This is a genomic window from uncultured Desulfosarcina sp., assembly GCF_963664155.2.
Classification (GTDB): domain Bacteria; phylum Desulfobacterota; class Desulfobacteria; order Desulfobacterales; family Desulfosarcinaceae; genus Desulfosarcina.
Window position 1 is genome coordinate 4695413 of sequence record NZ_CAXXXH010000001.1, and the last position, 26648, is coordinate 4722060.

The following is a 26648-nucleotide window of genomic DNA, read 5'->3' on the forward strand; positions in this document are numbered from 1 at the left end:
CCATAATCAGGATGACACCATGATCATCGGGCTGGATGTCGGCGGTACCCATACGGATGTGGTCCTTTTAGGACAGGAGGGGCTGGTTAGACAGGTCAAGGTGCCCACCAACCCCTCGGACCTGTTTGCCACCGTGCTCACGGGTCTGGAAAAGATCACCGAAGGTATCGATCCCTCCCGCATCAGTCGGGCGGTGCTCTCCACCACCCTGGCCACCAACCGCATCGTTCAGGGCCATATCCCCGAGGTGGGGATGATCGTGTCCACCGGGCCTGGAATGGATCCCGAACTGTTTCGGACCGGCCCGCATTACCACATTGTGGCCGGGGCCATCGATCATCGAGGGCGGGAGATTACCCCCATCGATGAGGGTCGGGTCATAAAAGTGGCCGACAGTCTGAAAAAAAACGGTATTCGCTACGTGGGGGTGGTCTCCAAATTTTCCGTCAGGAATCCGGCTCACGAAATCGCTATCGGTGGTCTCATCGGCGATCGCTTCGAAAAAGTGTTCATGGGCCACCGCATCTCGGGGAACCTCAACTTCCCGCGCCGTATTGCCACCACTTTCCTCAACGCCTCGGTCTACCCCATTCACAAGGATTTTTTCGAGGCCGTGGTCAATTCGCTGGCCAAAAAGGGGCTCAACGTGCCCATCCGCATCCTGAAACCCGATGGCGGGAACATGCGTTTCGACGCGTCCATCGACCATCCGGCCCAGACCATCCTTTCCGGGCCGGCGGCCAGTGTCATGGGTTCCGTGGCCTTTGCGCCCAAGGATGAGGAGTGCCTGGTGCTGGACATCGGCGGCACCACGACCGACATGGCCGTGTTGGTCAACGGCGTGCCGCTGCTGGATCCGATGGGCATCGGCATCGGGGAACACCAAACGCTGATCCGCTCCCTGGATACCGTTTCCATCGGTGTCGGTGGCGACAGCGCCGTGCGGGTGGTAAACGGAAGAATTCATATCGGTCCTGACCGACTGGGCATGGCCATGGCCTACGGCGGGCCTGTGCCCACGCCTACTGACGCTATTTTTCTTCTGGGCATCGGCGAAGGGGGCGATCCGGAAAAAGCCCACGAGGGCATCCAGACGGTGGCCGATGCCCTGGGAACCGATCTTCATGATGCGGCTAATCGGATTTTTGAGCAGGCCTGCCAGACGATTCTGGATGAAGCTGAATCGATGGTCGAACGGATCAACGCCAAGCCGGTGTATACGGTCCACGAATTGTGGGAGGGCCATCGCCTGCAGCCAAGGCAGATACTGGTGCTGGGCGGGCCGGCTCCTTGGTTTGCCAGGGGGTTGGAACGTCTGAGCGAGAGTCGCGTTACTGTGGTTCCCCGTTGGGAGGTGGCCAACGCCATCGGCGCCGGGCTGGCCCGCACCACCTGCGAGGTGACCTTCTTTGCCGATACGGAGCGGCAAATCGCCACCGCACCGGAGGAGAATTTCTCCATGGTGATTCCGTCGACCTACACCAAGGAAGACGCCATTGAGGCAACCATCGATCTGCTTCGTCGCAAAGCCATCGCCCGGGGCGCCAATTCCGAACACCTGGAACTGGAGGTCATCGAGGCCATGTCGTTCAACATGGTTCGCGGCTTTACCACCACCGGCAGGAACATCCGGGTCACTGCTCAGGTCAAACCCGGACTGATCCACGGCTATGACCCCATTGCGGAAAAGATTGTGGACAGCAGTTTTACCTGAAAATGGAGCCTGCCATGCTGCGCGCTAAACACAAAACCGGCCTGGTCTTTTTCCCCGCTTTCGACTGGGCCATCAGCCCCACCCATCCGGAACGAGAAGAGCGGCTGCTCTACACCCAGGATCAGGTGTTCGAAGAGGGAATCCTCGACGTCGAGGGCATCATCGAATACAAACCCGACCTGGTCACCAAAAAGGATGTTCAGCGGGTCCACTTCTGCGTGCCGGACCTGTGGGCCGTGATGACGGAATCCCATTTCATCAGTGCCGGCGGCGCCAAGACCATCGCCATGGCAGTGATGGACAAGCAGGTGGAGCGAGGGTTTGCCCTGGTGCGGCCGCCGGGACACCATGCCAACCGGGTGGTCCATGGCGCCAGAGGATTCTGCAATGTCAACATCGAAGCCATCATGGTTGAGTATATCCGCAAGGCCTATGGGGTGAACCGGGTGGCCATCGTTGACACGGATTGCCACCACGGCGACGGCACCCAGGACATCTACTGGCACGACCCGGAGACCCTGTTTATCTCCATCCACCAGGACGGCCGCACCCTCTACCCCGGCTCGGGTTTTTTGAGTGAACTGGGCGGGCCCAACGCCGTGGGCAGCACCATCAATATTCCGTTGCCGCCCAATACCTCCGGGGAGGGGATCCTGCATGCCATCCGGGAAGTGGTGCTTCCCATCCTGAAAGAATTCCAGCCTGAGATTGTCATCAACTCTGCGGGGCAGGACAACCACTATTCGGACCCCATCACCAACATGAATTTCTCTGCCCAGGGGTATGCGGAACTCACCACCCTGCTCAAACCCGACATCGCCGTTCTGGAAGGGGGCTATGCCATCGAAGGGGCCCTGCCCTATGTCAATGCCGGCATTATTCTGGCCATGGCCGGCATGGATTACAGCCATCTCAGAGAGCCCGACTTCGACCCCGTGAAGATCCAACAATCCCCGGAGGTCTCCCGCTGGGTCCACAAAACCTGCGACAAGGTGCTGGAGAACTGGCACCAGCGGCGGCACCTGGCAGAGATGTACCGGGGGGATTATCAGTTCATGAACCGGGACCGCAATATTTACTACGATACGGACAATATCCATGAGCACCAGCAGGAGACCATCCGGGTCTGCGACAATTGCGGGGGAGCCCTGAAAATCGATTCCGCCGCACGGGGGATGAAACATATCCTGGCCGTACACATCCCGCGAAAAGCATGCGAGAACTGCCGCAAACAGGGTTATCAATGGTATGATTCGGCCGACACGACCCTGTACGACAAGATTTATCTCCAGGATCGTTCCGGTGATGTGATTAAAGAGAAGGCCGAACCGTCCTAACCACCTTCATCCCGACGAGAATCATGCGTTATTACCGACAAGCCGCCATTCGACCCAAGCTGGAACGACGAGCCCAAGTAATCGATGCCGTCCGTTCCTTTTTCAGTGTATCGGGATTTTTGGAAATTGATACACCGGTACGCATCCCCGCGCCGGCACCGGAGATGCATATCGATGCTCAGGAATCGGGAGACTGGTTTCTGCAGACCTCGCCGGAGCTTTGCATGAAAAGGCTCCTGGCCGCCGGTTATGAGAAGCTTTTTCAGATTTGCCGGTGCTTCCGCAAAGGAGAGCGCGGCAATCGTCACGTACCGGAAATGACCTTGCTGGAATGGTATGCGGCCGGCTTCGATTATATGGATCTGATGATTCAGTGTGAGGAGTTGATCGGTTTTGTGGCCGGACGGATGGGCAATGCCCAGCGGCTTGCCTACCGGGGACATGCGGTCGACCTGACACCGCCCTGGGATCGGATGACCGTGGCCACCGCTTTCGAGCGGTTCGGTGGGATGACAGCCCAACAGGCGCTGGATAAGGACTGCTTCGACGAGATCATGGGCATCGCCATCGAGCCTCAACTCGGATTCGACCGGCCGCTGTTTCTCTATGACTATCCGGCCCGATGCGGCGCACTGGCCCGGCTCAAACCGGCTGAGCCCTCGGTGGCCGAACGTTTCGAACTTTATGTCGCCGGCATGGAGCTTTGCAACGGCTTCAGCGAACTCACCGATCCCCTGGAGCAGCGCGTCCGGTTCGACGCAGAGAACCGTGCCCGGGGAACAAAAGGCAAAACCGTCTACCCCATTGCCGAACCCTTTCTTCAGGCCCTGGAAGCCATGCCGCCGGCTGCCGGAAATGCACTGGGACTCGACCGGCTGGTCATGCTTTTTACCGGGGCGGCTTCTATCGACGAGGTGGTTGCATTTACACCGGAAGAACTTTAGCCCAAGGAGACGAACCATGAGCGAACTCAAACGCACGGTGTTATTTGACTGCCACGTCAAGGCAGGCGCCCAGATGGTGCCGTTCGGCGGCTGGGACATGCCGGTGATGTACGACGGGGGGATTCTGGCCGAACATCTGGCCACCCGCAAGGGTGCCGGGATGTTCGATGTTTCCCACATGGGCCGGTTTTTGTTTCGGGGCCCAAGAGCGCTTGAGTTCTTGCAGTATGCGCTGACCAACAACGCCGCGGCGCTGGATACCCCCGACAGGGGCGCCCAGTATACATTGATACCCACCGCAGCCGGTACGGCGGTGGACGATGCCTATCTCTACCGGTTCGTGGACGATGAATATCTGCTGGTGGTCAATGCCGGCAATCGTGACAAGGACTGGCACCACTTTCGGGAACTGCTGAAAAAATTCGATCGAGTAGAACTTACCGACCGCAGCGAGGATCTGGCCATGGTGTCGGTGCAGGGGCCTGCATCCCGTTCGATGGTGTCGGCAATCCTCTCGACCGGGCGCCTGCCGGAACCGGCGAGAAACGCCCTGAGCACGGTGACGATCGCCGGAGCCACGGTGCTGCTGGCCCGCACCGGGTACACCGGTGAACCCCTGGGGTTCGAGCTGTTCATTCCCCGGGATGCGGCGGTTGATATCTGGAACCTGCTGGTTGATAAAGGGGCCACCCCCGTGGGCCTGGGCGCCAGGGACACCCTGCGGCTCGAAGCGGCGCTGCCCCTTTACGGTCATGAACTGGGAACAGATGCCGACGGAAAGGAGATTCCCATCTTTGCCTGCCCGCTGGCCAGGTTCGGGGTCAGTTTTTCTGCCTTGAAAGGCGATTTCATGGGACGCGGGTCCCTGGCGCGCCAGCACGACGCCTTCCGGAAAATCATGTTCCGGGATTTCTCGGCCATGGCGGATCTTCCCCGGATGATCCGGCCGCTGGTATTGGCCGGGCGGGGCATCGCCCGCCAGGGCGCCCGGGTATTTGACGGGGATCGGCAGGTGGGAACTGTCACCAGCGGCACCATGGTGCCCTATTGGGAAGTAGACGGTCAAAGCGTTCATGCCAGCCTGAGTGATATCTCCCAGCGGCGTTCCATCTGCCTGGCCTATCTCAACAGCGATATTCTCGACGAGGCGCCTTTATCGGTGGACATTCGAGGGAAACAGGTGGCGGCCATGGCGGTTCCCTATCACATGCGCAGCGAGTCTCCCCCTTATACCCGCCCCATTTTGTATGACCATGGCCGGGAGCGAAAAGCCCTTGAGTCGGATACCACCCAGACCGATGCTTTGCGCCTGTTGAAGATGGCCACGGCCAACCACCGCTGGCGGCAGCAGGCATGCATCAATCTGATCCCTTCGGAAATGACGGCATCGCCCCTGGTGCGCATGCTTTCCATCACGGATCCCTCCTTTCGATATGCCGAGCACCGCAAACTCAAGGCTTATTACGATTCCGAGGTGTTTTACTACCAGGGCTGCGATTTCATCGATGAGGTCGAAGCCCTGCTGGTCAAGGAGATGAAACGCTACTTCGGCTGCGCCGAGGTGGAGACCCGGGTGATCAGCGGGCAGATGGCCAACACGGCCGTATACAGCGCCATGCTCGACTATATCAACCGGGCCGACCGCAAGTGCGAACCCCGGCGGATGCGCCAGGTGATGAACAACCACATCGGCAGGGGCGGTCATCTGAGCGCCCAACCCATGGGCGCTCTCAGGGATTTCGTGGCCCGGGACCCTGCCACGGAACGCCCGGCGGTGGTCAACTTCCCGGTTCTGGCGGACAATCCCTTTACTATCGACGTGCCGGCCATGCTGAAACTGATCGACCAGTACCGGCCCGAGTTGATCATCTTCGGAAAGAGCATGGTGATCAGCAGGGAGCCGGTCGCGCAAGTGAGGGCCTTTCTGGACCAGCAGGGCATCGACGCGGTGGTGATGTACGACATGGCCCACGTGCTGGGGCTGGTGGGCCCGCATTTTCAGGATCCGTTCAAGGAGGGGGCCGACCTGGTTACCGGTTCCACGCATAAGACTTTTTTCGGAACCCAGCGGGGCGTGGTGGCCAGCCGGTATGCGGAAGCCGATGAACGGTATGCCCTCTGGGAAGCCATCGAGCGGCGGACTTTTCCCGGCTCGGTATCCAACCACCATCTGGGGACCTTGGTGGGTTTGCTGCTGGCCGTCTACGAGATGAACCATTTCAAGGACGCTTACCAGTCTGCTGTCATCTCAAATGCCAAAGCATTTGCCCGAGCGTTGAACGATTGCGGTCTGCACGTGGCCGGCGACCCGGCCCTGGGCTACACGGAAACCCATCAGGTGCTGGTGGATGTCGGTTATGCCAAAGGCCCGCGGATCGCCCGGCGACTGGAAGCCAACAACATCATCTGCAACTATCAGGCGGGGCCTGAAGACGAGAGCTTTTCCGCCTCGGGGTTGCTGCGCATGGGCGTGTCGGAAATGACCCGCTTCGGTATGGAACCACAGGGCTTTGAGCAACTGGCCCAACTGATTCGCGATGTCGTGGCCGAGGATAAGCAGGTAAAGGAAGCCGTGTCCCGGTTGAGACAGCAATATATGGAAATAAAATATTGTTTCACGGGCGATGCATTTGAAGATCAACTGAAAAAGATGATGGAAATATTGATATAAGGATTTTTCAATCGATACGATTTAACCTCCGTTTTGCGTCACTGGTCCATTATTTTTATTGGTATAAGGAAACTGTTTGTATCACCCGTATGATTGCTGAAGCAGGGTTTGAAATTATTATGCAGCCAACACTGTTGACCACTTTCCTAAAAGAAAAGCAGGCCGGATGCGGCCTGCTTTTCTCTCTTGCGTTAGCGAAAAGAATTGAAATTATTTCCTGGTCGCTTTCAAGGATATCCCTGATTTTGTCTTGCGAACGGTGAACGTATTGCCTTCGACAAAACCCATTTCATCAATCATCGATTTTGGAATGACAACACTGCCGCGTTTGCTTACCAGAACTTCTTTTGCCGAATTGGCTTTTGCTTTACCGCGCCCGGACTTGATTTCCGGTGCTTTGCCGGCTTTCATCAACGCATCGAGAAGATGCGATTTGAATTGTGCGGCGGTATTGAATTTAAACTCTTTCATGATTTCCTGCTGATGCTTTCCGCTCTCTACCATTTTGATTAACTTGGCACCGTCGACCTTCTTTTTTGCTGGCATTTGAATCTCCTTTTTAATGAATCCGATAAATAAAAAATGATTTTAATTATTGCCACGATGAAAAATAAATCAAGCTGATTAAGAAATAAATTTTACATATTTGACATGAATGCAATAATACAATCAACCTTTTTTTTGAAAAGAGTTGGTTCTTGACGATCCTTCTCCGTCATTTGAATCGATCATACCGGAACAGTATAAACCATTTTTGAATCCAATTTCACTTCAGAGAATAGCGCAATTCCATCGCTTGTATTATTGACTTGCCATGAAAGATGTGGCAGGTTCTCACGCTTTAAATTCTTTCATAACCACTGGTATGAGGTGTCACGCATGACACAGCCGAGTTCTGATTTTGAGACCGCATCGTTTCGGGCCATTGTAGATGCCATCCCGGATATGATCATCCGCATCGGCAGGGATCATACCTTTCGCAGCTTTGAAGGAAAAATAAATGAGCTTTTCCGGCCTGAAGTGGATTACCTGGGAAAGCGGATAGAAGATGTACTGCCGGAGAATACGGCCCCGCGTTTTGTCAATACGCTTGAATCCGTTTTCGCGACCGGCGAAGTGCAATCGATAGAATATTCTCTCACTTTTGAACAGACGATCTGTTATTACGAAGCCCGCCTGGTGAAGAGCACCGTCGATGAAGCCATCGCCGTTGTAAGGAACGTTACGCATCAAAAAGAAACGGAAGAGCAACTCCACGAATATCAGTTCCATCTCGAACACCAGATGGCTATACGAAGTGCCGATCTGTCGGCAGCTGAAAACCGCTATCGAAACATATTTCATCACTCCGGTGCACCATCGATTATTGTCGAACAGGACTTTACCATTTCTATGGCCAATCCCAAGTTCGAAGAACTTACCGGATTTTCATGCAAGGAAATCGAAAACCGGATGAAATGGACGGACTTTATTGATCCGGAAGACCGTCAGATGGTTATCCGGTATCATTTCTCCCGACGGTCCGGTGAGGGCGCAGCGCCACCTGAATATGAATGCCGCATCATCGATCGCAACCAATCGGTAAAGATCATTTTTATCAAAGTGGGGATGCTCAGCGAAACCGGCCGAAGCATCGCTTCAATTATCGATATCACGTCTTTGAAGAACACGGAGCACGACCTTCGTGATCGTGAAACGCTCTACAGCGCCATTCTGGAGGGATACGAAGGGTTCGTCTATTTTATCGACAGGAAATACCGCATTCGCTTCATGAACGAAAACCTGATCCGCAACACCGGCATCGATGCGACGGGGACGCTTTGTCATGAGTCGCTTCATGGCAGAGCGTCACCCTGTTTGTGGTGTGTTGCCGAGCAGGTTTTCGAGGGCAACCGGGTTCGTTTTGAAATGAAGAATCCCAAGGACAAAAAATGGTATTACAGCATCAATGTCCCCGTTCGGCTGTCGGATCAGTCGGTTTTCTGTCAGGCAATGATCACCGATATTGACGAACGCAAACGGATGGAAGAATCCCTCCGTGACAGTGAAGCCCACCTTCGCGACGAAAATATCCGTCTGCGCACCACCATCGAAGAGCGTCAGCGGTTCGGTGACATTGTGGGAAAAAGCCCGGCCATGCAGGAGGTTTATGAATTGATGCTGATGGCCGCCGCATCGGATACCAATGTTATCTTATACGGGGAGTCGGGAACGGGAAAGGAACTGGTTGCCCGGGCGATCCACGGCATGAGCGCCCGTCAGAACCGGAATTTTGTGCCGGTGAACAGTGGCGCCATACCTGAGAATCTGCTGGAAAGCGAGTTTTTCGGCCATAAAAAAGGCGCTTTCACGGGTGCCGGTGCCGACAAGAAAGGGCTGTTGGACGAGGCCGATCAAGGCACCCTGTTCCTGGATGAAATCGGTGAAATCAAACCGGATCTCCAGGTTAAACTCCTGCGCGCCATTGAAGGCGGGGGATTTACACCTGTCGGCAGCAGTCAGATAAAAAAACCCGATTTCCGGATCGTTGCCGCCACGAGCCGGAATCTGAGCGAACTGGTCAAGGCGGGGCGGATGCGCAGCGATTTTTTTTATCGGGTGCATGTAATTCCGATTCATCTGCCGCCGCTCAGAAAGCGGAAAGAAGATATCCCGCTTTTGGCCGAGCACTTCTTCAAGGCGTATGACAGCAATATTCGACCTGTCCTGACATCAAAAATCATGGACACCCTGATGAATCACAACTGGCCGGGAAATGTCCGTGAACTCCAGAATGTACTCTACCGTTTTGTTACCCTGAAACGCCTGGATCTTGCCGGGGAATCACCCATGCCCGCTGAAGACCCTTTGGCTGAGACCTCATATCCGGCAACGTCACTGCCGGATACCGTGGCATCCTTTGAAAAGCGCCAGATTGCCGCTGCATTGGCCGAACACCGCTGGAACCGCACCCGAACGGCCAAAACCCTCGGAATTGGCCTCAGAACCCTCCAGCGAAAGATGAAATTCCACCAGATCCACTAAAGCAGTCGGATACGTCACCACAGGCATGGATAGCGACAATATTGGCATATAATAGAAAATATTAATAATTACAAAATGTTGAGGCTATGTTAGAATTGACCATGCCACATGTGGCATGGTTTTAGGTATTCCCAAGGTGTGGTCTGGGAATGCTTATATGAGATTGAAAAAGTAAATTTAATCGAAAATACAATTGGTTGTATTTGGTTGGGAGTGGTCTGGAGCCGACTTGGCACAGTCATTGTACTTCCTGCAATAGTCGGGTGAAAACAAAACCTAATTGTTGCAGGAGGAAAAATGATGATTTCGAGAGTTGCCACCGCTTACGACCAGAATCCGGCAAGAATGGCCCTAGTTTTAAAAAGGCGTCGAAAAAAAGAAAGAAAAAACCGTCGGGCAATGGTCAGCATCCTGATCTCCATCGGTATGGTTGCCCTTTATGCGGTCAATCATTTTCCCGGGTAGTTCCTGCAGCCGGAATTCATGCAAGGATCTCCCGGCAAAGGCTGAAGGCCTTCGCCACGGGGGAAAGATTGCCTGGCAACTGTCCAACGGATAAACCGAAGAAAGAAAAGAGGCCGGGGGAGTAAAATTCCCGAAACGCCCGGCCTCTTCAAGCCCCATCTTTTTTAAATCAAACCGTCCACGTCAGCGATAGCCCTTGGAAGGTTTTTCTGTTTGCAACCCTGGCTACTTGAACTGATCTTCTTCAGTGCTGCCGGACATGGCGCCCACCGATGAATCGCCGCTGCTGATCGTGTCTATCAATCGGTCAAAATAGCCGGCCCCCACGAATTTCTGATGGGTGGTGGCCATGTAACCGTCTTCCTTGCCGAAACGAAATTCCTCTTCCTGGAAGCGGGAATAGGCCAACATACCGTTTTTGCGGTAGTTCAGGGCCAGATCGAACATGCCCAGATTCAGGGCATGGAACCCGGCCAGGGTGACGAACTGGAACTTGTAGCCCATGGCTCCCAGCTCACGCTGGAAGGTGGCGATGGTGGTATCGTCCAGGTTGGCTTTCCAATTGAACGACGGAGAGCAGTTGTAGGCCAGCAGCTTTCCGGGAAACTTCTCATGAATGCCTTCGGCGAAGCGTCTGGCCTGATCCATGTCCGGTTTGGATGTTTCGCACCAGACCATGTCCGCATACGGCGCGTAGGCCAGGCCGCGGGCAATGGCTGCTTCAACGCCGTTTTTTACATAGAAGAATCCTTCGCTGGAGCGGGATTGGTCGATGATAAATGGCCGGTCCCGTTCGTCGATGTCACTGGTGACCAGCTTGGCGGCATCCGCATCGGTTCTCGCCACGAGGATGGTCGGTACGCCGCACACGTCGGCGGACAATCGGGCCGCCACGAGTTTGGCCACCGCTTCCTGGGTGGGAACCAGCACCTTGCCGCCCATGTGTCCGCATTTTTTGGCCGAGGATAGCTGGTCTTCGAAATGAACCCCGGCAGCGCCGGCTTCGATCATCTGCTTCATCAGCTCGAAGGCGTTGAGGGGGCCGCCGAATCCGGCCTCGGCATCGGCCACGATGGGAGCAAACCAGTAGGGGCCGTTCTTTCTGCCGTCCAGTACCTGAATCTGGTCGGCCCGTCGCAAGGCGTTGTTGATGCGCTGGACCACCGCCGGCACGCTGTTGGACGGGTAAAGGCTCTGATCCGGGTACATCTCGCCGGCCAGGTTGGCGTCGGCGGCCACCTGCCAGCCGCTCAGGTAGATGGCCTTGAGGCCGGCCTCGACCTGCTGAACCGCCTGGTTGCCGGTCAGCGCTCCCAGCGCCGGCACGTAGTCTTCATGGTTTATCAGGTACCATAGGCGCTTGGCGCCGATGGTGGCATAGGTATAGGCGATGGTCAGGTTGCCGCGCAGCTTGAGCACATCTTCGGCCGAGTAGGGGCGGACGATGCCCTTCCAGCGAGGATCCTCGGCCCAGTGGGCTTCCAGTTCCTCGCGTTCGTCGGCCACCACTTCGTGGCAGGTCAATCGTTGGCAGATCTCTTCGGCTTTTTCTTCTATGGTTTTCATCTTTTTTCCTCCAGGTAATCGTAGGCCTTCAAGGTCAAAAATTCCGCCAGGGTGTCGGCGGCGATGATTTCGTCGAACAGGGTTGCGGCCTGCTCGTACTTGATCTGCCGAAACTGCGCAGCGCCCACTTCGGCTTTGATCTTTTCCATTTCCTCTTTCATCATCGAACGAAACAGCTCCAGCGTAACCTTTTTCCCGTCGTCGAGGGCCGCCTCCGGATGCTTGATCCACTGCCACAGCTGAGCCCGCGAGATTTCGGCGGTCGCCGCATCTTCCATGAGGTTATACAGCGGCACGCATCCCAGACCCGAGAGCCAGTTGGCCATGTACTGGATGCCCACACTGATGTTGGTTCGCATGCCCGCCTCGGTGATCGTTCCGGAAGGCACCTTCAATAAATCCGCCGCCGTGACGTGAACGTCATTTCGCAACCGGTCGATCTGGTTGGCGGTGGGCATGGCTTTATCGAACTCTTCCATGGCGATGGGGACCAGGCCGGGATGCGCCACCCAGGTGCCGTCGTGGCCGTCGGTAGCTTCGCGGGTTTTGTCTGCCCGGACCTTGTCGAGCGCCTCGCTGTTTTTCTGCGGATCGCTCTTGATGGGGATCTGGGCGGCCATCCCGCCGATGGCATAGGCCCCGCGGCGATGGCAGGTCCTGATCGCCAGCAGGGAGTAGGAACGCATGCAGTGGCGGGTCATCGTGATCTGGGCCCGGTCGGGAAACAGATAGCCGGGAACGTTCTTGAATCGTTTGATGAAACTGAAAATGTAATCCCAGCGCCCGCAGTTCAGCCCGGCGCTGTGGTCTTTGAGTTCGTAGAGGATTTCATCCATCTCGAAAGCGGCCATGATGGTCTCGATGAGCACCGTGGCCTTGATGGTGCCCGCCGGGATGCCCAGCGCCTCCTGGGCGGCGATGAAGACATCGTTCCACAACCGCGCCTCCAGGTGGCTCTCCATCTTGGGCAGATAAAAGTAGGGGCCGCTGCCCCGGGCCATAAGGGTCTTGGCGTTGTGGTAGAAGAAGAGGCCGAAATCGAACAGGCTGCCGGAAACGGGCTGCCCGTCAACGAGAACATGCTTTTCCACCAGATGCCATCCGCGGGGCCGGACAATAAGGGTGGCGATCTGGTCATTCAACCGGTAGGTTTTGCCTTCGGGGGTGGCCCATTCGATGGTCCGGTTGACCGCGTCGCGCAGGTTGATCTGACCGTCGATGGTATTGGCCCATGTCGGGCTGTGGCTGTCCTCGAAATCGGCCATGTAGGTCTTGGCACCGGAATTGAGCGCGTTGATCACCATTTTGCGATCCACCGGTCCGGTAATCTCGACCCGGCGGTCGGAAAGGTCGCCAGGCACCGGGGCCACGGTCCAGCTACTTTCGCGGATATGCTTCGTTTCCGGTAAAAAATCCGGCAGGTTCCCGGCGTCGAGATCGGCCTGGACTTTTTCCCGGCGGACGATCAGCTCCCGCCGGCGGGTATCGAACCGGCGAGCAAGGTTCCTGACAAAGGTGAGTGCTTCCGGAGTGAGAATACGGCTGAACGCGTCGCTCACCGGCGCGTTGATGGTGATGCCGTCTGGAATAGTGGTGTTGCTCATCTGATTCCTCCTTTGGTGCGTTGCGGAGGGAGTGGCCTTCAAACTCGAATGGCGGCCCTCCCGACGGACTGGAAATGGGAACGGTCTGGGCTGAGTTAAAGAAATAAAGGAGCGATAATGCCGGTTGGACCATCGGCCGTAGAACTTTTGCGAAAACGTCTGCTTGACAGCCGGATAATGGGAAACCTGGACAAATATAATGCGGCCCGGGGCAATGTAAACCCGGTCAATGCCATTGCCGCCCTTACAGCCGGTATCGGGGGTGGTAGGGACGGATGTGCCGGAGGTGCCCGGTATGGATTTCATCCTGAGCCTTCACCCAGAAGTCCGGTGCCAGCAGATCGGCGTGCCGACTTAAAAAAAGTTCCCGATGTCCTGGAGAGAGTCCCAGAAAACGGGAAAATTCCTCGGGAAAGACGTCGTCCTCTCCTACGGTGTACCAGGGTTCGTCGGCCATTTCGTCCATGTATGAGCGGGCCTGGGGGATTTTTCTGAACCGGCAGGCGGTCAGCGGCACAATTTCGTCGTAGTCATAGAACACCACCCGCCCGTGGCGGGTGACACCGAAGTTTTTAAGCAGCATGTCGCCGGGAAAGATGTTGGCGAACGCCAGGTCCTTGATGGCATTGCCGAAGTCCACCACAGCAGCTTCGGCCTTTTTATCGGTGTTCTCTTTCAGATAGATGTCCAGCGGCGTCACCCGGCGTTCCAGGTAAGCATGGTCGATGATCACCCGGTCGCCTGCCAGGTGAACCGTTTGCCCGGCTTCGGCGATGAGATGATCGATCAGATCGTCTGAAAACCAGCAGCGGTCGAAAGAGAGGTGCTCAAAGGCATGGGCCTCGATGAGCCGTCCCACCCGGTAGTGGTTGAAGACGAAGTCGTATTGTTCGAGGACCTTGTTTCGGGTGGTCTTTTTGGGATTGTCGAAGCGGTCCCGGATCAGCTTGACCACCATTTCATGACCGGCCATGTCAAACACCACCATGACCATTCCCCGTTTGCCCGGCGATAGGCGGAACCGGTCGTCCGTGCACTCTGCCGTATGCCGGCATACATCCCGGTAGAGCACCGTCTTGCCGTGTTTGAAAAATCCGATGGCCGAGTAGATCTCGGCTTCGGGTTTAGCCGGCATGATGGACTTGAGAAAACCGACCAGTTCGCGGAGTTTTTTCACCTGCACGTGAAAGGCCGAGCGGGTATAGGAAAAGACGATGCTCACCCCGTCTGCGTCCATCAGCAGGGCGTCCACCGCCACGCCTTCCGGCGGATGAAGCAGCGCCATGACCAGCGGGATGATCCGTTTTCCCGCCAGGATGCGTCCGATGAGATACGCGCCCTGTCCGCGGTAGAAGATGTGCCGAATCATCTCGATACGGACCGGCCGGGTCCGGTCGTTCATCTCGCTCAGGCGTTTTTCCACGCTTTCCGCGATCCGGGGCATTACCCTTTCCAGGGCCGTGGGGTCGATCTTGAGATCGCGGCAGTCGGAATAGATCTGCCGGATAACCGGTTCAATGGCTCCGGTCAACGGATAGGTCTTGAAGACCGACTCGGTCGGGAATGGCAATGCCGGCTGGTGGTCATCGTGAATGAACTCGATTTGCCGGTTCACGCCGACGGTACCGAAAATGCGGCGGGTGACCGAGTTGAAAAAGGTTTCGGCCAGTTCCCGGTCATCCCCGGCAGCGGTGCGGGCGGCATAGTCGGCCTTGGCGGCGGCCCATAAACTGTTCTCGGCGACCCGGTCGTCGAGCAGGCTGCGGATGTCGATTTCTGTCTGATCGACGACCGTTGCGTAGAGGTTCAGTCTCTCGGTGGTGTCGGCCTGGACGAGTTCCCACTGGCGGTTCATAAACCGTTCGGGTGCCCGCCGCGTAATCCGGCGAAAACGATCTCCGTAATCCTGGAACCATTCATGGATACAGCCGGAACAGTCTTGGGCCAATGGTACGATAGTCATTCTGACACCTTGTGGAGCACCATCTTGCAATCTGTCGATGGGTGGGGCGGGCTGCCGACACCAGGAGCAGGAAGACCCTCTTTATGCACGGTTCAGCCTGATACCGAAGGAATTTTTTCAAATCATACCGGAAAAATAACCGATTACGCGCGAGAATGCAAATCAGACTTTAAACCGTCCAACCAGTTCACGGAGTTTGTCCGCCAAAGCGGAAAACTCATCGGATTTGTGGTTGACCTGGCTGATCTCATTGGTGGCAAAACATTTGGCGTGGTGTGAGTTGAGGAAGGTGTGTCAGGCCGTTGTCCAACGGATGGGTAAGACAATCCTGTCTGGAAAGCATTTGGTCAGCCGGCAGGCCCGGGGACGGACTTAGTACCCCTGTTCATAAACGGTGGCATTCGATCGCCGATGCATCCCGACTCGCCGCGTTGCCCGGCGTCCCAATAGCGCTGCTATTGTCGCTTCTCCCGCCTTGCGATCCGAATGCCTCGTCAATCTCGGTGCGTTACCGTATTTACGAACAGGAGCACTTAGGGATGGGAAATCGGGAAAAAACCAAACGCCCATCGTTCTCATTAACGGGCGTTTGGTTTATGGGTATTGAATGGGCGGCAGACTACCTGATTTGGGCCGGGCTGCAAAGATGGGCCTCTTCCATTGCCACACGGCCGCATCCATTGCAGACATATTTCATTTCGGCCAGTTTGTCCTTGCAGATGTGCCTGGGGTCAACTTCAGCTGCTCCGCAGAAACTGCATTTTTCTTTCTCCCCGCAAGGGTTGCACAGATGCCCCGGTGATTCGGCAATGGCGCCGCAATTTTTACATGTGTAAGCCATATCGATGCTCCTTTTTTCAGTTGGTGAAAGATAGCATAAAAATGAGGCCTGAATTGACAATGTCAAACCGGTCCGGCCCCGGGGAAGACCGGTCTGTGCAGTTGAATGGATTCATACGATTGTTCCCGCAAACCCTGCCGGCAACCCAGTTAAGATGTGAAAAACGTGATTCGGACGGGCAAAACGGTTATCATCCCCGCTCTTTTGATAATAAACCGGCGGCACGATCATGTTTTTTCTTGAGTCGCCGCCCTAGCCGGCCGAACAATTGAGCAGGTGCCGACGATCACCGGCAGTCGGAGAAACAGGGTAATTGTATTGACATATCAGGAGCTTTCCGTATTATGCACGCTGCTGTGCGGCAAGGTGTCGTCATTCACCGGCCATCCGGCGCGCGGTGTCTGCGAAAATAATTGACCGGCCGGGCTATTGCCCGGCGGGAAAGGGAACCTGCATGATCTATATCGTTCTGGGGTTGATCGGGGCTGTCATGGGGAGCTTTTACCTCTATGGCCGGGGCGACTTTCTGCTGGGCGGAGTCATTGGCCTGCTGGCAGCGGCGGTTATTAACCAGCGCAACGGACTTCTCGCGCTGAAAAAACGCCTGGAGGCCATGGAGAAACAGATCGCCGTATTGCTTTCCGGGGAGAAAGTGGCGGACCCGGCGCAATCTCACGGTGCGAAAGAAGCGGCTCATTCAACCGCTGCCGCACCCAATAGTCAAGGGGGGGCCTCCATGTCGGAAGAAGAACCCGCCGGGGACCATACATCCGAGACACCCCCGGCCCCCACGCCTTTCCTTGAGCCGCCCGCCGGGATTCCCTCCCTGGAACTGGAACTGTCCGATGCAGCCATGGCGGATCTCACTGCGCCGCCAGGGCCGCCGCCGACGGACTCGCCGTCGGGTGGTATGGGAGAGTCGGTCCGGGAATTTTTCTTCGGTGGAAACCTCATGGTGCGCGTAGGTGTGGTGGTGCTGCTGTTCGGATTTGCCTTCCTGGTGAAATACGCCGCCGCCCGGGACCTCGTACCCCTGGAGATCCGCCTGGCGGCCGCTTTTGCCGCCGGCATCGGGTTGCTGCTTCTGGGCTGGCGGCTGCGCATCGATCGTTTTGGCTATGCCGTGGCCCTTCAGGGCGGCGGCATCGGGGTGATGTATCTGACCCTGTTTGCCTCGGCCCGTCTCTTTCACATGGTGCCCTTGACGCTTACCTTCGGGGTGATGGTGGGCCTGGTGGTTTTTTCCGGCATGCTGGCGGTGCTGCAGAATGCCGCCGCCATGGCCGTGCTGGGGGCCGCCGGCGGCTTCATGGCGCCGGTGCTGCTATCCACGGGATCAGGCAGCCACGTGATGCTCTTCTCCTATTACGCCCTGCTCAATGCCGGCATCTTCGGCATCGCCTGGTTCAAGGCCTGGCGCTGGCTTAACCTGCTCGGCTTCGTTTTTACCTTCGGCATCGGCTCCGCCTGGGGATTGCAGTACTACCGGCCGCATCATTTTGCCACCACCGAACCGTTTCTGATTCTCTTCTTCGCCTTCTACCTGGCCATTTCCGTATTTTTCGCCCTGCGGCAGCCGCCCCGACTGAAAGGTTATGTGGACGGCACGCTGGTATTCGGCATGCCCCTGGTGGTGTTCAGTCTGCAGGTGGGGCTGGTCAGGAATATCACCTATGGCCTGGCATTCAGTGCCGTGGCCATGGGCCTGATTTATACCGGCCTGGCCACGGCCTTGTGGCGGCGGCGGGATCAGGGGCTGAAAGCGCTGGTGGAGGCATTCCTCGCCCTGGGGGTGATTTTCGGCAGCCTGGCCATTCCGCTGGCGCTGTCCGGCAGCTGGACGGCCATAGCCTGGAGCCTGGAAGGGGCGGGCCTGGTCTGGGTGGGTGTCCGTCAGAACCGCTGGACAGCCCGGACTTTCGGGCTGCTGCTTCAGGTCGGATCGGGTGCCATGTTCATGCTTGGCGGCCACGGTGCCTGGAGCGAAACAGCTGTTTTCAACAGCCGGTTTCTGGGCGGCATGATGGTGGGCACCGCCGGCCTGTTCTCCGCCTTTTTCCTGGAGCGGTTTGGAGCGCGGCTGCATCCGCTGGAGCGGCCCTTTGCCGGTGCCATCATGGCATGGGGGATGCTCTGGTGGTTCGGCACGGGGCTGGAGGAGATTGACCGGCGGTTGGACCGCCGCCATGAACTGGTCTGTGCGATGACATTCATTTCACTCAGCGCAACGGCCATGGGAATTCTTTTCCGGCGGGTGGACTGGAAGGGGCTGCGCTGGCCGGCCCTGGGATTTTTGCCCGTCATGGTGCTGGCAAGCGCCGCGCTTTTCGATCAATACACCTTCAGGCACCCTTTTCAAGATTGGTGGGTGCTGGCATGGCCGGCCGCCTTTGCGGTTCACTACTTCCTGCTGCGAACCATGGAGGCCACCTGGAACCAGAAGATATCGGCCGGCTGGCACGTGGCGGGGGCGCTGTGGGCCACCGCGCTGCTGGGCCGGGAGGCCGGCTGGCTGCTGGATCAGCTGGCCGGCGGTGGCCGCGTCTGGGCTTTTATCGGCTGGGGCGGCGTTCCGGCCGTCGTCGTCGTGGCCCTGATCCGGTTGAGGCGCCGGCCCGGCTGGCCGTTCGATGCCTGGCACAACGCCTACCGGGGATGGCTGCCGACCCTGCTCGTATCCGGTTTGATGGCCTGGACGCTTCTGGGCCTCGCCCTGAACGGCGATCCCGGACCATTGCCCTATATTCCGCTGCTCAACCCGTTGGACCTGATGCAGATTTTTGTATTCCTGGTGATCCTCAGCTGGGTGCTGTGGATGAACCAAGAGCCGCTTGCCCCGGCAGCAAGCCTGCCGCCGGCGGTGTTGTGGGGGGCGCCGGCAGCAGGGGTTTTCCTCTGGCTGACCGCCGTCGTGGCCCGCACTGTCCACCACCTGGGCAACGTGCGTTATAACGGGGATGCCCTGTTTCGATCCGACCTGTTCCACGCGTCGATAGCCGTGCTATGGGGGCTCCTGGCGCTGGGGTGCATGATCGCCGCCAATCGCCTGAAACGCAGGGCGGTGTGGTTCACCGGTACCGGTCTGCTGACAGTGGTGGTCATCAAGCTGTTCATGGTAGACCTGTCGGGGTCGGGCACCGTCTCCCGGATTGTTTCATTTCTGGCGGTGGGCGGCCTGATGCTGGTGATAGGGTTCTTTACCCCCTTGCCTCCGGCGGAATCGAAAGGAGAAATCCGATGAGAAAATGGCTGTGGCTCCTGCTGCTGGCGGTCTGCAACCCGTCCCCATCGTTGGCGGACCTGACCGTGAATGACTTTGCCTACGGCATTAGGATCGACGTGCCCGTCGGTACCGCCGTTGCCGCCATGAGCCTGCCTGAGCAGGTCTACGCAAGCGCCTGTCGGAGGGACCTGGGCGATATTCGCGTATTCAATGCCAGCGGGGAACCGGTGCCGCACATGATCCGCTATGCGCAGACCCAGTCGGCTGAAGCGCCCTGGCGATCGCTGGCCTTTTTCCCGCTGCCGGAAGAGGTGGCACCGGAGGCCGGCGGGTATCGGGTCTTTGTTCGCACCGGACCGGACGGGGCGGTAGTTCAGGTCGATCCCCGGCCGGCGATCTTGCCAGATGAATACGCCCGGTCGTTTCTGATCGATTTGAGTCTTGTCAATCGCAGCCTGGCCCAACTGCGGCTGGAATGGCAACCGGGAGAGACAACCCTCATGGCCGCTTTTGCCGTTGATGCCAGTGACGACCTGGTGGCCTGGACAACGATCCAGAAGCGGGCGGCGATTTCGGACATTCGGCACGGCGGCCGGCGGCTGATCAGCAATACCATCACCCTGGATCGGGGCACGAAACGTTACCTGCGGCTGCGCCAGTTGAATGCGGGGCCGGCGGTACCCCTGATCCGCATCGACGGTCGGTTTCAGCCTGAAGGCCGGATTCCCATTCGCGTGTTTTTGAAGATCGACGGCCAGCCGGTCCCCGAATCGCCGGGGGTGTTCGAATACCGGAGCACCGGCGCTTTTCCGGTGGACCGGGTCAATCTCATCTTCGACCAGGCCAACAGCATGGCCGAAGCGCTGCTCGAATCCCGCAACGATGATCCCAAGGCGACCTGGACCCGGCGATTCAAGGGCCTGTTCTATCGCATCGATGTGGACAACCCTCCCCTGACGAGCTCCCCCCAGGCCGTGCCCATCTCCATGGACCGCCGCTGGCGCCTGACGGTCGATGCCAGCGACAGCACCATCGGCAGTGCCGTTCCCCGGCTGGAGATCGGCTACCGCCCCCATGACCTGTTTTTTATCGCACGGGGAAGCGGCCCCTTCACCCTGGCTTTCGGCAGTGCGGTGGCTGAGCCGCTGAAGGTAAACGTGGCCGCCCTTTTCGACGGAATCGGCCGGCATCGTGAAAATGGCCTGGAGCGATGGGTAACTCCGCAAAGCACATGGATGGTTCTGGGCGGCCCCCAACGCCTGTCGCCGCCGCCGAAACCGCTGCCGATGCGCCGTATTCTGCTGTGGTCGGTTCTTTTGGCCGGTGTGCTGGTGGTGGCCGCCATGGCCTGGCGTTTAGCACGACGGTTGAAAGGGTGAAGAGGTGGTGAATAGTTCACCGTTCATTATTCACCATTTTTCCTATTGACTTTCAGGTATGGGTCATAAGAAATTGCGGGGTTGATTATAAATATTTACATGATTATCCAACCCCAACGCGCATCAGGAACCCATAAGAAATGAGACAGGTCAATATTGCCATTTTAGGCTGCGGCACGGTGGGGACGGGTGTGGCTCGTCTGCTGCTGGAAAACGGGGATATCATCAGGGACCGCATCGGATGTGATCTCAATCTGAAATATGTGGCGGATATCGACACGAAAAAGGACCGGGGCCTTTCCCTGGCACCCGGAGTGATGATCCCCGATGCGGCCGCGGCCATTGCCGATCCCATGGTGGATATCGTCGTGGAGACGATCGGCGGTGAGGGGATCGCGAGAAAACTGATCCTCGATGCCATCAGCAAGGGCAAGCATGTGGTAACCGCCAACAAGGCCCTGCTGGCTAAGCACGGCAATGCGATTATCGCCGCCGCCGCCGAACACGGCGTCGACCTGGCTTATGAGGCCAGCGTGGGCGGCTGCATGCCCATCATCAAGACGGTGAGGGAATCCCTGGTGGGCAACCGGATCAGCGCCATGACCGGCATTCTCAACGGCACGTGCAACTATATCCTGTCCAAGATCACCGACGAGGGCGTGGTTTTCGAAACCGCCCTGGCCGAGGCCCAGGCCAAGGGATATGCCGAGGCTGACCCGACCCTGGATGTCGAGGGACAGGACGCGGCCCACAAGCTGGCCATTCTCGCCGCCCTGGCTTTCGGCATGAAAATCAATTTCGATGATGTCTACATCGAGGGAATCTCCAGAATAACACCGATGGACATCGAGTTTGCCGCCCAGTTCGGCTACCGCATCAAACTGCTGGCCATCACCAAGTTTGACGGCCGGGCAGTGGAGGCTCGGGTTCACCCCACCATGATTCCGTTCGACAACATGCTCTCCAATGTCAACGGCACATTGAACGCCATCAGCATATCCGCCGATGCGGTGGGAGAAATTCTGCTATACGGCCACGGGGCGGGCATGATGCCCACGGCCAGCGCGGTGGTTTCGGACATTGCGGATATCGCCAGAAATCTGGCTTCCGACGGCGCCGGACGGGTGCCGGCCATGGGTTTCCAGCCGGATAAGGTGCGGCCCATTGCCGTGATGCCCATGGACGACATCGTCACCAACTATTATTTCCGGTTCGATGCCATGGACCGGCCCGGGGTGCTTGCCACCATTGCCGGTATCCTCGGAAAATATACCATCAGCCTGAAATTCGTTCACCAGAAGGGCAGAAAAACCAACGGATCGGTGCCGGTGGTCATGCTCACCCATCATGCGCGGGAGGCGGACGTGACCCGGGCGCTGGATGAAATCAGCGCCCTGGACGTGGTCGCTGGCACACCCATGCTGATTCGCATTGAAGACGATAACGGGCAGGAGTGAGGGCTGCGGAAGCCGGAGCGCTCCATATCCTTTATTGTCAAGGGCTAACAGCAGAATTGCTAAGGCTTCACCCTTTCTGCCGCGGCTATGAAACGCTCCGGCTTCCGCAGTTATCGATTGACCGTTGCAGAAAAGAATAAAATAATCACCTCAGCGATTGACCGGATTCCGAGTCATTTTCGATACCGACCAACCGGCAAACAAGAATGATTGATGAGAGGTTTCATGCATGTAATATGTTCAGACCTGGAAGGCGTCTTCGTCCCGGAAATATGGATCAACGTGGCCGAGCGCACGGGCATCGATGATCTTCGTCTCACCACCCGGGATATCTCCGATTATGATGTGCTCATGAAGCGGCGCCTGTCCATTCTGGATGGCAACGGCCTTAAACTGAAGGACATCACCGACGTCATTGCCACCATGGACCCACTGCCGGGTGCCCGTGAATTTCTTGACTGGCTGCGGGCACGGACCCAGGTGATCGTCGTTTCCGACACCTTCGTCGAATTTGCCCGACCGCTGATGGAAAAGCTGGGCTGGCCCACGCTGTTGTGTCACGGCCTGACCATCGACGGCAACGGTTCCATCGCCGGCTACAACCTGCGGCAGACCGACGGCAAACGCAAGGTGGTCCAGGCGTTTAAGGATTTAAATTACCAGGTGCTGGCCATGGGCGACTCCTACAACGACATTAACATGCTCAAGGCGGCCCACCAAGGCATCCTGTTTCGTCCTCCGCAGAATGTGATCGACGAATTTCCCCAGTTCCCCGTGACGAGAACCTATGACGATCTCAGGGAGGTTTTTGGGAAAGTGTTGAAGTAGGGTGAGTGATAAAGTTGGGATACATCGATAAGGAAGACATCATCCTGGAACAAATAAAAATCGTTCGCAAAATGATCCTGGGTCTTATCAATATCTAAAATCTAAAGAAAAAATAACCCGGTCACCGTTCACTATTCACCGTACACGGCTCACCATTCATCAAAAAAACTCATGGCTTCACAACCCAATACCCTTTCCCACCAAACCACCTACCGGGTAATTTACGGTGACACGGACACCATGGGCGTCGTATACCACGCCAATTATCTGCGGTGGTTCGAGATCGGTCGCACCGAACTGTTCCGTCATTTAGGGCTGCCCTACCGGGAAATCGAAGCACGGGGACTCATGCTGCCGGTCTCCGAGGTCAACTGCAAGTATCTCACCCCGGCGCGCTACGATGATGTGATCGTTATCGAAGCGACCCTGAATACAGGCTTTCGCGCCGGCATGCAGTTCGACTACATCATCACCAGCCAGAACGGCTCCGTGGTCCACACCACCGGATACACCCGGCACGCATTCATCAACGCCCAGGGAAAGGTGGTCCGCCCGCCGGCCTTCATTCGCGACCTGATCAGGGACAATCTGTAGGGTTGAGAGATCGAGGAATTGGGAAATTAAGGGATTGACCGATCAACATAAATGCAGTCTTTCTATCTTTGAGCTTTGAATTATGCCTTTCACCATCCAGGAAAAACCCGACGGACTGACCTTTAAAATCCGTGTCCAGCCCCGGTCGTCAAGAAACCAGGTGGTGGGAGTATATGGCGATGCGCTGAAGATCAATCTCACTGCACCACCGGTTGACAATGCCGCCAACAAAGCCTGCAGCGTATTCCTATCGGGTCTGCTGTCGGTGGCCAAATCATCGGTGGAAATCGTGTCCGGGCACACCGGGCGGAACAAGCAGGTCATGGTTCATTGTCGGAAAGATGGTGGCGAACGGGAATCCATCAGAAAGGTTATCCTGTCCTGGGCAAAATAATAATATTTTCGGAAATTCACTTAAAACCGCCGCTGCGCAGGGAAGAAGGGCGAAACGCCCACTTATTTTTTTCCGTCGTTTTAAATCGGATGTTGACAATGGGTGCATTTTCTCTTATTGTCTGCTTTTCTAAATTGATGCGGGGTGGAGCAGTCTGGTAGCTCGTCGGGCTCATAACCCGAAGGTCAGAGGTTCGAATCCTCTCCCCGCTACCATAGTAAAATCAAGGGCTTAGGGAACATCCTAAGCCCTTTTTTTACGCCGGTATTCATCAAGTGGTACAAGATTGGTACACACTTTGTCAGTTTTCACCGGCTCGATGTCTGTGCTCTGGGCATTTTCCGGCAATTCGGGAACCACATCGTTGACGTACCGCATGAACGCCTGTCCATCCGAGCGGGTTGTTTGTGGCACCCAAGCATAGTACCGCTGAAAAATCATCTGCAGTGAGGAATGGCCCAACATATTCTGAACCCAGCCGACATCTTCGCCAGCAGAAATCATCATCGTTGCAAATGTGTGTCGAGATTGAAGGGGAGGGCGGTACTCAATGCCAGCTTTTTCAAGTGCGGGCATCCACACCTCTTTACGGATATGGTCGGGGGTCATCCGCCTACCATCCACAGTCAGGAAAATGTGCTTGTTCTTGCCAGTCAGTTTACGTTGCTCCTCCAAGGCTTCAAGCACCTGCGGCAGGCAATGGATGTACCGCTTCGACTTTTTGGTCTTTGGAACCCCATCTTTCTTATACACGTAGGTTTTGTGGATAAAGATGTGGGGCTCCGGTTTCATGTCCTCCAAAAAATCCGACCAGCTTAAACCATTTTGTTCTCCTGCCCTCATTCCCGTAAAAAACGCAACAGTCAGATACGGTCTATACCAAGTGTGCACTGCATCAAGTATGCGATTGACCTCATCAAGGGTGAAAGGATGGATTTCTGGTGGCTCCTCAAGGCCGGCGTGATTCAAGGTAAAAGTCTTGACCATTTCTCAGTTTATGGGGTACGAATTATAGATTAGTCGGTCCTGAAAAAGCATTTATCCACCAGAAAACATTAGAAAAATTACCTATTTTGTGCTATGTTATTTGCAAGATTACAATCCTTTATCCACTCTTTTCTTGCAAATTTCTGCCATGAAACCCAAGCAATCTGCACACAAAAACAGGCAAAGGGATCTGTTCCGACCTGAGCTCACGAAAATCATCGATCCCGGACATGGGCTAGTAAAACTAGCAAAAGTGGTCAATTGGGATCGCATGGACGAGGTGTTCGGACAAACCTACTGCCCGGACAACGGTCGGCCAGGTGTCAGCACCCGGTTGATGGTATCGTTGCACTACCTGAAGTTCTCATACAACCTCAGTGACGACGATGTCGTTTCCGGATGGGTAGAAAACCCCTACTGGCAGTATCTGAGCGGCATGCAGTTTTTCGAGCACGATCCGCCGATCGATCCGTCCAGCATGTCCCGATGGCGCAAACGCATCGGCGAAGCAGGAGCCGAAGAACTGCTCAAAGAGACCATTGCCGCCGGGTTAAAGATCAAAGCGGTCAAGCCCCACCAGCTCAAACGGGTCAACGTGGACACGACCGTGCAGGAAAAAGATATTCGTTTTCCCACCGACGCCCGCCTGTATGATCGCGCCAGACAAAAATTGGTTGATGCCGCCAAGCAGCGTGGCATTGCGCTTCGCCAAAACTACAATCGCAACGCCAAGCAGTTTTTAGCCCAGCAAAGCCGCTATGCGCATGCCCGCCAGATGAAACGGGCCAGACGGTGTACCCGGAAACTAAAAACCTATCTGGGCCGGGTGATCAGAGACATTGAAAGAAAATCCCAGCATCCGGATGAAGCGTTAAAATCACTGCTTACCATCGGCACCCGCATTTTCCACCAGCAGCGCAAAGACAAGAATAAGATCTACAGTGTTCATGAGCCGGCGGTAGAATGCATTAGCAAAGGTAAAGCGCACAAGCGCTACGAGTTCGGCTGCAAAATCAGTGTAGCGGCCACCAGCCGTGGCGGTTGGTTCGTCGGTGCCAAGGCGGTTCACGGCAATCCTTATGACGGCCACACGTTAAAAGATGCCCTCAAGCAGGTCGAACAGATTGCCCACCCCCCCGAGCATGTGTTCGTGGACATGGGCTACCGCGGTCACGGATACTCAGGCAAGGTTGATGTGCATGTCGACAAACGACGACGAGGAAGAACAGCCAAGAGCCTGTGGCGCTGGATGAAGCGTCGGGCGGCCGTTGAGCCTGGCATTGGACACCTGAAACAAGAACATCGAATGGATCGATGTCGCCTGAAAGGAACCCTTGGCGACTGCATCAATGCGATCTTAAGCGCAGCCGGAATGAACTTTAGGAAACTGCTGCGCTGGGCAGCAGATTTTTTGTACCAGTTTTACTTCCGACTTCTATTTTATCAAAGATCAGATACCTTAACCGGTATAGTCATAAAATGACTTTTTCAAGATCGACTAGATTATACACATTGCGTGACCTTCCGTTACGGTTTTTCAACTCTACACGCTAAATTTTGACACGGTCTCCTTTCTGTTGGGCCAAACTTGTTGAGTACCTCTGCTGAACGCCATCGATAAGCCCCTTCTGTTGTTGATTTTCATCGGTTATGAATT

General features: G+C 56.4%; 20 protein-coding genes and 1 tRNA gene. 15 read left to right on the plus strand and 6 right to left on the minus strand.

Annotation, left to right across the window (positions count from 1 at the left end; all coding sequences use genetic code 11):
* The first annotated feature begins 19 nt into the window (after window positions 1–19).
* The 4 genes from ACHZBS_RS21415 to gcvT are packed head-to-tail and all read left to right on the plus strand — an operon-like array spanning window position 20 to window position 6666.
* The gene (locus ACHZBS_RS21415; protein WP_319408540.1) at window positions 20–1714 is read left to right on the plus strand and encodes a hydantoinase/oxoprolinase family protein; all 1695 of its coding nucleotides are present in this window, start codon (window positions 20–22) and stop codon (window positions 1712–1714) included.
* A 14-nt stretch (window positions 1715–1728) separates the two neighbouring features.
* Complete coding sequence (locus tag ACHZBS_RS21420; RefSeq protein ID WP_319408541.1) at window positions 1729–3051, plus strand: histone deacetylase; 1323 nt, start codon at window positions 1729–1731, stop codon at window positions 3049–3051.
* A 23-nt stretch (window positions 3052–3074) separates the two neighbouring features.
* Window positions 3075–3995 carry an EF-P lysine aminoacylase EpmA gene (gene epmA, locus ACHZBS_RS21425; protein ID WP_319408542.1) on the plus strand — a complete coding sequence of 307 codons (921 nt, stop codon included), beginning with the start codon at window positions 3075–3077 and terminating at the stop codon, window positions 3993–3995.
* 16 nt (window positions 3996–4011) lie between these two features.
* Window positions 4012–6666 carry a glycine cleavage system aminomethyltransferase GcvT gene (gene gcvT / locus ACHZBS_RS21430; protein ID WP_319408543.1) on the plus strand — a complete coding sequence of 885 codons (2655 nt, stop codon included), beginning with the start codon at window positions 4012–4014 and terminating at the stop codon, window positions 6664–6666.
* A 210-nt stretch (window positions 6667–6876) separates the two neighbouring features.
* Here the strand turns inward: gcvT and ACHZBS_RS21435 are convergent, their stop codons facing one another.
* On the minus strand, window positions 6877–7212 hold the full coding sequence (locus ACHZBS_RS21435) for a hypothetical protein (protein ID WP_319408544.1): 336 nt from the start codon (window positions 7210–7212) through the stop codon (window positions 6877–6879).
* 333 nt (window positions 7213–7545) lie between these two features.
* On the opposite strand from ACHZBS_RS21435, the gene ACHZBS_RS21440 reads away from it, so the two are divergent.
* Entirely contained in the window at window positions 7546–9690 is a 2145-nt protein-coding gene (locus ACHZBS_RS21440) for a sigma 54-interacting transcriptional regulator (protein WP_319408545.1), read from the plus strand.
* Between the two features lie 297 nt (window positions 9691–9987).
* Window positions 9988–10155 carry a hypothetical protein gene (locus ACHZBS_RS21445; protein WP_319408546.1) on the plus strand — a complete coding sequence of 56 codons (168 nt, stop codon included), beginning with the start codon at window positions 9988–9990 and terminating at the stop codon, window positions 10153–10155.
* 225 nt (window positions 10156–10380) lie between these two features.
* Here the strand turns inward: ACHZBS_RS21445 and aceA are convergent, their stop codons facing one another.
* The 3 genes from aceA to aceK form a co-directional block, all read right to left on the minus strand.
* Window positions 10381–11721, minus strand: a complete 1341-nt coding sequence (gene aceA / locus ACHZBS_RS21450) for an isocitrate lyase (protein ID WP_319408547.1) — start codon at window positions 11719–11721, stop codon at window positions 10381–10383.
* A complete protein-coding gene (aceB, locus tag ACHZBS_RS21455) occupies window positions 11718–13325 on the minus strand; it encodes a malate synthase A (RefSeq protein ID WP_319408548.1) in 1608 nt (535 codons plus the stop codon). The genes aceA and aceB overlap by 4 nt, the downstream gene beginning before the upstream one ends.
* 244 nt (window positions 13326–13569) lie before the next feature.
* A complete protein-coding gene (gene aceK, locus ACHZBS_RS21460) occupies window positions 13570–15288 on the minus strand; it encodes a bifunctional isocitrate dehydrogenase kinase/phosphatase (protein ID WP_319408549.1) in 1719 nt (572 codons plus the stop codon).
* Window positions 15289–15312: 24 nt separating this feature from the next.
* On the opposite strand from aceK, the gene ACHZBS_RS21465 reads away from it, so the two are divergent.
* The gene (locus tag ACHZBS_RS21465; RefSeq protein ID WP_319408550.1) at window positions 15313–15567 is read left to right on the plus strand and encodes a hypothetical protein; all 255 of its coding nucleotides are present in this window, start codon (window positions 15313–15315) and stop codon (window positions 15565–15567) included.
* Between the two features lie 340 nt (window positions 15568–15907).
* Here the strand turns inward: ACHZBS_RS21465 and ACHZBS_RS21470 are convergent, their stop codons facing one another.
* Window positions 15908–16129, minus strand: coding sequence for a hypothetical protein (locus ACHZBS_RS21470; protein ID WP_319408551.1), 222 nt, complete (start codon window positions 16127–16129; stop codon window positions 15908–15910).
* 454 nt (window positions 16130–16583) lie between these two features.
* Between ACHZBS_RS21470 and ACHZBS_RS21475 the strand changes: the two genes are divergently transcribed.
* The 7 genes from ACHZBS_RS21475 (at window position 16584) to ACHZBS_RS21505 (ending at window position 24219) form a co-directional block, all read left to right on the plus strand.
* Complete coding sequence (locus tag ACHZBS_RS21475; protein WP_319408552.1) at window positions 16584–19370, plus strand: DUF2339 domain-containing protein; 2787 nt, start codon at window positions 16584–16586, stop codon at window positions 19368–19370.
* Window positions 19367–20731 (plus strand): DUF3999 domain-containing protein, encoded by a 1365-nt coding sequence (locus ACHZBS_RS21480; protein ID WP_319408553.1) that lies wholly within the window; start codon window positions 19367–19369, stop codon window positions 20729–20731. The genes ACHZBS_RS21475 and ACHZBS_RS21480 overlap by 4 nt, the downstream gene beginning before the upstream one ends.
* Before the next feature lie 140 nt (window positions 20732–20871).
* Window positions 20872–22188: a homoserine dehydrogenase gene (locus ACHZBS_RS21485; protein ID WP_319408554.1), complete on the plus strand. Its 1317-nt coding sequence runs from the start codon at window positions 20872–20874 to the stop codon at window positions 22186–22188.
* A gap of 225 nt (window positions 22189–22413) precedes the next feature.
* Window positions 22414–23016 carry a bifunctional phosphoserine phosphatase/homoserine phosphotransferase ThrH gene (gene thrH, locus ACHZBS_RS21490; RefSeq protein ID WP_319408555.1) on the plus strand — a complete coding sequence of 201 codons (603 nt, stop codon included), beginning with the start codon at window positions 22414–22416 and terminating at the stop codon, window positions 23014–23016.
* 171 nt (window positions 23017–23187) lie between these two features.
* Entirely contained in the window at window positions 23188–23610 is a 423-nt protein-coding gene (locus tag ACHZBS_RS21495; RefSeq protein WP_319408556.1) for a thioesterase family protein, read from the plus strand.
* Between the two features lie 82 nt (window positions 23611–23692).
* Window positions 23693–24004 carry a DUF167 domain-containing protein gene (locus tag ACHZBS_RS21500; RefSeq protein WP_319408557.1) on the plus strand — a complete coding sequence of 104 codons (312 nt, stop codon included), beginning with the start codon at window positions 23693–23695 and terminating at the stop codon, window positions 24002–24004.
* 138 nt (window positions 24005–24142) lie between these two features.
* Window positions 24143–24219: transfer RNA gene (locus ACHZBS_RS21505), tRNA-Met, on the plus strand.
* 28 nt (window positions 24220–24247) lie between these two features.
* Here ACHZBS_RS21505 and ACHZBS_RS21510 read toward each other — a convergent pair.
* On the minus strand, window positions 24248–24991 hold the full coding sequence (locus ACHZBS_RS21510; RefSeq protein WP_319408558.1) for a site-specific integrase: 744 nt from the start codon (window positions 24989–24991) through the stop codon (window positions 24248–24250).
* Window positions 24992–25139: 148 nt separating this feature from the next.
* On the opposite strand from ACHZBS_RS21510, the gene ACHZBS_RS21515 reads away from it, so the two are divergent.
* Window positions 25140–26474 carry an IS5 family transposase gene (locus tag ACHZBS_RS21515; RefSeq protein ID WP_319407203.1) on the plus strand — a complete coding sequence of 445 codons (1335 nt, stop codon included), beginning with the start codon at window positions 25140–25142 and terminating at the stop codon, window positions 26472–26474.
* Window positions 26475–26648: the final 174 nt, after the last annotated feature.

What these genes read in the sequence shown, in the direction of transcription:
- ACHZBS_RS21515 (WP_319407203.1), top strand. Translation starts at nt 25,140, where the DNA reads ATGAAACCCAAGCAATCTGCACACAAAAACAGGCAAAGGGATCTGTTC.
- ACHZBS_RS21435 (WP_319408544.1), bottom strand. Translation starts at nt 7,212, where the DNA reads ATGCCAGCAAAAAAGAAGGTCGACGGTGCCAAGTTAATCAAAATGGTA.
- ACHZBS_RS21500 (WP_319408557.1), top strand. Translation starts at nt 23,693, where the DNA reads ATGCCTTTCACCATCCAGGAAAAACCCGACGGACTGACCTTTAAAATC.
- aceA (WP_319408547.1), bottom strand. Translation starts at nt 11,721, where the DNA reads ATGAAAACCATAGAAGAAAAAGCCGAAGAGATCTGCCAACGATTGACC.
- aceB (WP_319408548.1), bottom strand. Translation starts at nt 13,325, where the DNA reads ATGAGCAACACCACTATTCCAGACGGCATCACCATCAACGCGCCGGTG.
- ACHZBS_RS21485 (WP_319408554.1), top strand. Translation starts at nt 20,872, where the DNA reads ATGAGACAGGTCAATATTGCCATTTTAGGCTGCGGCACGGTGGGGACG.
- ACHZBS_RS21445 (WP_319408546.1), top strand. Translation starts at nt 9,988, where the DNA reads ATGATGATTTCGAGAGTTGCCACCGCTTACGACCAGAATCCGGCAAGA.
- ACHZBS_RS21495 (WP_319408556.1), top strand. Translation starts at nt 23,188, where the DNA reads ATGGCTTCACAACCCAATACCCTTTCCCACCAAACCACCTACCGGGTA.
- ACHZBS_RS21510 (WP_319408558.1), bottom strand. Translation starts at nt 24,991, where the DNA reads ATGGTCAAGACTTTTACCTTGAATCACGCCGGCCTTGAGGAGCCACCA.
- ACHZBS_RS21415 (WP_319408540.1), top strand. Translation starts at nt 20, where the DNA reads ATGATCATCGGGCTGGATGTCGGCGGTACCCATACGGATGTGGTCCTT.
- aceK (WP_319408549.1), bottom strand. Translation starts at nt 15,288, where the DNA reads ATGACTATCGTACCATTGGCCCAAGACTGTTCCGGCTGTATCCATGAA.
- gcvT (WP_319408543.1), top strand. Translation starts at nt 4,012, where the DNA reads ATGAGCGAACTCAAACGCACGGTGTTATTTGACTGCCACGTCAAGGCA.
- ACHZBS_RS21440 (WP_319408545.1), top strand. Translation starts at nt 7,546, where the DNA reads ATGACACAGCCGAGTTCTGATTTTGAGACCGCATCGTTTCGGGCCATT.
- ACHZBS_RS21470 (WP_319408551.1), bottom strand. Translation starts at nt 16,129, where the DNA reads ATGGCTTACACATGTAAAAATTGCGGCGCCATTGCCGAATCACCGGGG.
- ACHZBS_RS21475 (WP_319408552.1), top strand. Translation starts at nt 16,584, where the DNA reads ATGATCTATATCGTTCTGGGGTTGATCGGGGCTGTCATGGGGAGCTTT.
- epmA (WP_319408542.1), top strand. Translation starts at nt 3,075, where the DNA reads ATGCGTTATTACCGACAAGCCGCCATTCGACCCAAGCTGGAACGACGA.
- ACHZBS_RS21420 (WP_319408541.1), top strand. Translation starts at nt 1,729, where the DNA reads ATGCTGCGCGCTAAACACAAAACCGGCCTGGTCTTTTTCCCCGCTTTC.
- thrH (WP_319408555.1), top strand. Translation starts at nt 22,414, where the DNA reads ATGCATGTAATATGTTCAGACCTGGAAGGCGTCTTCGTCCCGGAAATA.
- ACHZBS_RS21480 (WP_319408553.1), top strand. Translation starts at nt 19,367, where the DNA reads ATGAGAAAATGGCTGTGGCTCCTGCTGCTGGCGGTCTGCAACCCGTCC.